Below are 5122 nucleotides of genomic sequence, written 5' to 3'. Positions count from 1 at the left end.
GGTGACGAGGACGGAGATGGCGGCGAGGGCCTCGACGACCTGGTGGGCGTCAGGGGTGGCCGAGGGGTCGAGCAGCCACTGGAGCATCAGCCCGTCCGCGATCGCCACCACCACCGACACGAACACCTCGGGGTCCATCGGCAGCTCGACCCCGAGCTCGGCGGCGGCCCTGCGCATCATGCCGGTCCCGGCGGTGCGGGCCCGCGCATAAGCCTGGGCCAGTTTGTCCCGCAGCACGGGCTCGCGCAGCGCCGCCGGGTAGCCCTCGACGAGGAGCACCAGCTGCGGCCGGAGCTCGTCGAAAACGTCGATCAGCTCTCTCATGGCGCGTTCGAGCATGTCGCGGCCGGCGCCGAGCTCCGCCCCGAACAGCGACCTCTCGACCCGCTGTGTCCACTGCTCGAAGATCTCCGCGATGGCCTCGTTGAGCAGCGCGTCCTTGCCGCCGAAGTGGTAGCCGATGGAGGCCAGGTTGGTGCCTGACGCGGCGACCAGGTCGCGTGCGGTCGTGCGGGCGTAGCCCTTCTCCTGCAGGCAGCTCACGGCTCCCGCCAGCAGTCTCTCCCGGTATCCACCGGCCTCTGTTCGCGCCACGTCGTTCATGGTATCCAATATATACAAGCGTATATGACGTACGTACATCTACTTGGAGGCGAACGATGCTCCCACCGGGACCGAAACTGCCCGCGCTGATGCAGACCGCACGGTTCATGGCCGCGGCGCCGAGCGCGTTCGAGGCCTACCACCGCAGGTACGGCCCGATCTTCACCGTCCGGTACGCCGGCTTCCCCCCGGAGGTCTACGTGACCACCGCGGAGCTGGCCGAGCAGGTCTACCGGACCGACCAGGACGGCGGGCAGGCCGGCGCGGCGCGGCGCGACTTCCTCCAGCACCTGGTCGGCGCGCACTCCGTGCTCACGCTCGACGGCGAGCCGTGGTGGCGGCACCGCAAGACGCTCAACCCGCCGCTGCGCGCCAGGCAGGTCGCCGGCTACCACGACGACATCGCCGCGATCGCGGCGGAGAAGATCGCGACGTGGCCGCTGGGCAGGCCCTTCGCGCTGCGCGACCGCATGCAGGAGATCACGCTGGAGATCATCATCCGGCTGGTCTTCGGGATCAGCGACGCCGGGCGCGTCGGCAGACTGCGGGCGCTGCTGCCCGCGCTGATCGCGACCGGCGGGTCCATGCAGGTGGCGATGCTGCCCAACCGGATGCGCGGCCCCGCCGCACGGGTGCCGATCACGCCGTACGCGAGATTCCTGAAACTGCGCACGGCCGTGGACACGATCCTGTTCGACGAGATCCGCCGCAGGCGCGGCACGACCGGCGGCACCGACGTGCTCGGCCGGCTGCTCGGCACCGGGCTGGACGACCAGGAGATCCGCGACGAGCTGATCACCCTGCTGATCGCCGGCCACGAGACGACCGCGACGGGCCTGGCCTGGGCGTTCGAGCGGATGCTGCGGATGCCCGAGGTGCTGGAACGCCTGCCGGACGACGAACCCTACCTCGACGCGGTGGTCAAGGAGGTGCTGCGCGTCCGGCCGGTCGTCTATGAGGCGCCGCGGCTGCTCGGCTCACCGCTCCGGCTGGGCGGCTACGAGATCCCGGCCGGATGGTACGCGGGGCCGTACATTCCGCTCGTGCACCGCGATCCCGCCGCCTTCGACGAGCCCGAGCGGTTTCGCCCGGAGCGGTTCCTGGCGGGGCACCAGAACAGGGGCTGGATGCCCTTCGGCGGCGGGCGGCGCTTCTGCGTCGGAGCGCAACTGGCGCTCCTGGAGATGCGCGTCATCATCCGGGAGGTGCTGGGCCGCCTGGAACTCGCGGCGCCCGATCAGGCGCCGGAGGCCAGGCGGCTGGCGAACGTGACGCTCGCGCCCGCGCGGCTGACTCGCGTCATCGCCCGCGCTCGGACTCCTGCTCGGACTGAGTAGGAGAGTCCTCGCGTCGCGGGTCGGCACCCAGCTCCTCGCGGAGCCGGTCGTAGTCGATGTGATGGTTGGTGTACTTCAGCTGGCGAGCAACCTTCGTCTGCTTCGCCTTGGCTCTTCCTCGGCCCATGGCTACTCCCCTCGTCCCCGCTGTCATGCTATCCAACAACGTTACGACTTGAAGAATTATGCAACTGAACTCGATTAGTCTGGCAACATGCACGTGGAGGTCTATCAGGCCAAGGCCGACTTCTTCCGAACGCTCGGCCACCCCGCTCGCATCCGAGTGTTGGAGCTGCTCCAGGAAGGGCCACTTCCCGTCAGGGACCTGCTGGCCCAGATCGACATCGAGGCATCGAGCCTCTCACAACAGCTCGCGGTCCTGCGCCGGGCAGGAATCGTGAGCGCCATCCGCGAAGGCAGCACGGTGGTCTACACACTGGCCACGCCAGAGCTCGCCACCCTGCTCGGCACCGCCCGGCGCATCCTCACCGACATGCTGGCCGACCAGGGCGAGCTCCTCGCGGAGCTGAGAGCCGAGGTCACCTAACCGGCGCTCCAGATCGACAATGCGGGCGGAAAGGACGGATCGGCTAGGCTGCCGGGCATGGTCTCCGAGCTGTTCGATCCCAAGGCGTGGCAGGCGGTCGAGGGATTCGAGTTCACCGACATCACCTACCACCGGGCGGTCGACCAGGGCACGGTGCGCATCGCGTTCGACCGGCCCGAGGTGCGCAACGCCTTCCGCCCGCAGACGGTCGACGAGCTCTACCGCGCCCTCGATCACGCGCGGCAGACCACCGACGTCGGATGCGTGCTGCTCACCGGCAACGGCCCGTCGCCCAAGGACGGCGGCTGGGCCTTCTGCTCGGGCGGCGACCAGCGCATCAGGGGCAAGGACGGCTACCAGTACGCCGACGGCACGCCGGCCACCGGCCGCCTGCACATCCTTGAGGTGCAGCGGCTGATCCGCTTCATGCCCAAGGTCGTGATCTGCGTGGTGCCCGGCTGGGCCGCGGGCGGCGGCCACAGCCTGCACGTTGTGGCCGATCTCACACTGGCCAGCGCGGAACACGCCCGGTTCAAGCAGACCGACGCCGACGTGGCGAGCTTCGACGGCGGTTTCGGCTCGGCCTACCTGGCCCGGCAGGTGGGCCAGAAGTTCGCTCGCGAGATCTTCTTCCTCGGCGACACCTACACCGCGGCCGACGCCCACCGCATGGGCATGGTCAACGCCGTGGTCCCGCACGACGAGCTGGAGGCCACGGCCCTGGAGTGGGGCCGGAAGATCAACGGCAAGTCGCCGACGGCGCAGCGCATGCTCAAGTTCGCCTTCAACGCGATCGACGACGGCATGGTGGGGCAGCAGGTGTTCGCGGGCGAGGCCACGCGGCTGGCGTACATGACGGACGAGGCGGCCGAGGGGCGCGACTCGTTCCTGCAGAAGCGCGAGCCCGACTGGTCGCCGTTCCCCTGGCACTTCTGAGCCGATGCGGATCACGGTCCCGGAGGCGCTGACCGCCTCGCACGTGAAGTGGGACGGAGAGGCCGGACGCGCCTGGTCGGCGGGGCTGCCCGCGCTCGCCGAGCGTTACCTGGAGGAGTGGGGGCTGCGGCTCGACGGCGAGCCCCGCCACGGCGTCGTCTCGCTGGTGCTGCCCGTCGTCCGCGACGACGGCACCGAGGCGGCGCTCAAGCTGCAGCCCGTGACCGACGAGAACGCCACGGAGGCCATGGGGCTGGCCGCGTGGGCGGGTGACGCCTCGGTGCTGCTGCTCGAGTCGGACCCGGCGACCGGCACCATGCTGCTCGAACGGCTGTCAGCCGACCGGTCGCTGTCCAGCGTGCCGGACGACATGGAGGCGATGGGCATCCTCGCCGACCTGCTGGCCCGCCTGGTGGCCCATCCCGCCCCCGCGGGGATGCGCCGGCTGGGCGACATCGCGCAGGCCATGCTCGACGACGTGGACAAGGCGCTCCCGCGGCTGGCGGACGAGCACCACCGCCACTGGATGACGTGGTGCGCCTCGGCGGTCGCCGAACTCGTCCACGAGCCCGGCGACCGGCTGCTGCACTGGGACCTGCACTACGACAACGTGCTGGCGGCCGGGCGGGAGCCGTGGCTGAGCATCGACCCCAAGCCGCTGGCCGGCGACCCCGGCTTCGACCTCATGCCCGCCCTGGACAACCGCTGGGACGACGTGGTCGCGACGGGCGAGGTGACCCGGGCGGTGCTCAGGCGCTTCGACCTGATGGTCGACCGGCTCGGGCTCGACCCCCGGCGGGCGGCGGGCTGGACGCTGGGCCGGGCGCTGCAGAACATGCTCTGGGAGGTCGAGGACGGCACCCACGCCGACAGCGAGTGGATGCGCATCCAGCTCGCGGTGGCCGAGGCCGTGCGGCACCGGCAGTGACTCACAGGGTCAGCACGATCTTCCCCCGGCCGTGGCCGGTCTCGATCTCCCGGTGCGCGTCCGCGGCCTCCTCCAGCCGGTACGCCCGCCGCACCGGGAACACGAACTCGCCCGCGGCGTACAGCGCGGCGTAGCGCCCGAGCCGTTCCGCCGTGCGCTGCCCCTGGACGACCTGGACGCCCAGCTCGGCGGCCTTGCCGTGCTCGACCAGCGTGACGATGCGGCTGCGCTCCCCGACCAGCTCGATCGACACCTCAAGCGCGTGACCTCCCGCCCCGTCGAGGGCGGCGTCGATCCCGCCGGGCGCGAGCTCGCGCACCCTATCGGCCAGCCCCTCCCCGTAGGTGACCGGGACGGCGCCGAGTGCGCGCAGGTGGTCGTGGTTGACCTCGCGGGCGGTGCCGATCACGGTGGCTCCGCGCCTCCTGGCGATCTGCACGGCCGCGGTGCCCACCGATCCGGCCGCGCCGTGCACGAGCAGCGTCTCGCCCGCCGCGACGCGCAGGCCGTCGAGGGCGAGCTCGGCGGTCTGCACCCCCGCGGTCATCCCGCCGGCCACCTCCCAGGGCACCTTCGCGGGTTTGGGTGCCACGTCGGTGGCCGGCACCACGACGTACTCGGCGTAGGCGTGCAACCGCGAGAACCTGTGAGGATGGTGGTGTGCCGCTTCGAGCCCTGGCTTGACTCGCGCGAGAACAGACCATGGTGTCTTGGCTTGGATCTGTCGGCCGGGGTTTCGAAGTGGTGCTCGCTGTCACCGGGGCGTCGGAG

The 5122-nt window shown here is 70.9% G+C and carries 7 protein-coding genes; 4 read left to right on the top strand and 3 right to left on the bottom strand.

All coding sequences use genetic code 11. The annotated features are described in order from the left end of the window. On the bottom strand, window positions 1–594 hold a 594-nt coding region (locus E1295_RS46975), incomplete at its 3' end, for a TetR/AcrR family transcriptional regulator (RefSeq protein WP_166427775.1). A gap of 65 nt (window positions 595–659) precedes the next feature. Between E1295_RS46975 and E1295_RS46970 the strand changes: the two genes are divergently transcribed. Beyond that, window positions 660–1940 carry a cytochrome P450 gene (locus E1295_RS46970; protein ID WP_132641717.1) on the top strand — a complete coding sequence of 427 codons (1281 nt, stop codon included), beginning with the start codon at window positions 660–662 and terminating at the stop codon, window positions 1938–1940. Here E1295_RS46970 and E1295_RS46965 read toward each other — a convergent pair. Next, window positions 1903–2067 carry a DUF3073 family protein gene (locus E1295_RS46965; RefSeq protein WP_132641715.1) on the bottom strand — a complete coding sequence of 55 codons (165 nt, stop codon included), beginning with the start codon at window positions 2065–2067 and terminating at the stop codon, window positions 1903–1905. The genes E1295_RS46970 and E1295_RS46965 overlap by 38 nt on opposite strands. An 87-nt stretch (window positions 2068–2154) precedes the next feature. Between E1295_RS46965 and E1295_RS46960 the strand changes: the two genes are divergently transcribed. Genes E1295_RS46960 through E1295_RS46950 form a run of 3 tightly spaced genes read left to right on the top strand, consistent with a single transcriptional unit; the run spans window position 2155 to window position 4351 of the window. After that, on the top strand, window positions 2155–2487 hold the full coding sequence (locus E1295_RS46960; protein WP_132641713.1) for an ArsR/SmtB family transcription factor: 333 nt from the start codon (window positions 2155–2157) through the stop codon (window positions 2485–2487). A gap of 57 nt (window positions 2488–2544) precedes the next feature. Further along, window positions 2545–3423, top strand: coding sequence for a 1,4-dihydroxy-2-naphthoyl-CoA synthase (locus E1295_RS46955; RefSeq protein ID WP_132641711.1), 879 nt, complete (start codon window positions 2545–2547; stop codon window positions 3421–3423). Window positions 3424–3427: 4 nt separating this feature from the next. Further along, a complete protein-coding gene (locus tag E1295_RS46950) occupies window positions 3428–4351 on the top strand; it encodes an aminoglycoside phosphotransferase family protein (RefSeq protein WP_132641709.1) in 924 nt (307 codons plus the stop codon). A gap of 1 nt (window position 4352) precedes the next feature. Here E1295_RS46950 and E1295_RS46945 read toward each other — a convergent pair whose 3' ends face one another. After that, a complete protein-coding gene (locus E1295_RS46945; RefSeq protein ID WP_246081240.1) occupies window positions 4353–4985 on the bottom strand; it encodes a zinc-binding dehydrogenase in 633 nt (210 codons plus the stop codon). Between the last annotated feature and the right edge of the window lie 137 nt (window positions 4986–5122).

Origin of the sequence: Nonomuraea mesophila (assembly GCF_004352805.1) — a bacterium.
GTDB classification, from domain to species: Bacteria; Actinomycetota; Actinomycetes; order Streptosporangiales; family Streptosporangiaceae; genus Nonomuraea; species Nonomuraea longispora.
The sequence above is the reverse complement of the archived record's forward strand: the minus strand, read 5'-3'. Positions and strand labels throughout refer to the sequence as shown.

Excerpts from the sequence above, each read along its gene's own strand:
- E1295_RS46970 (WP_132641717.1), top strand. The coding sequence starts at position 660 with ATGCTCCCACCGGGACCGAAACTGCCCGCGCTGATGCAGACCGCACGG.
- E1295_RS46965 (WP_132641715.1), bottom strand. The coding sequence starts at position 2,067 with ATGGGCCGAGGAAGAGCCAAGGCGAAGCAGACGAAGGTTGCTCGCCAG.
- E1295_RS46960 (WP_132641713.1), top strand. The coding sequence starts at position 2,155 with ATGCACGTGGAGGTCTATCAGGCCAAGGCCGACTTCTTCCGAACGCTC.
- E1295_RS46955 (WP_132641711.1), top strand. The coding sequence starts at position 2,545 with ATGGTCTCCGAGCTGTTCGATCCCAAGGCGTGGCAGGCGGTCGAGGGA.
- E1295_RS46950 (WP_132641709.1), top strand. The coding sequence starts at position 3,428 with ATGCGGATCACGGTCCCGGAGGCGCTGACCGCCTCGCACGTGAAGTGG.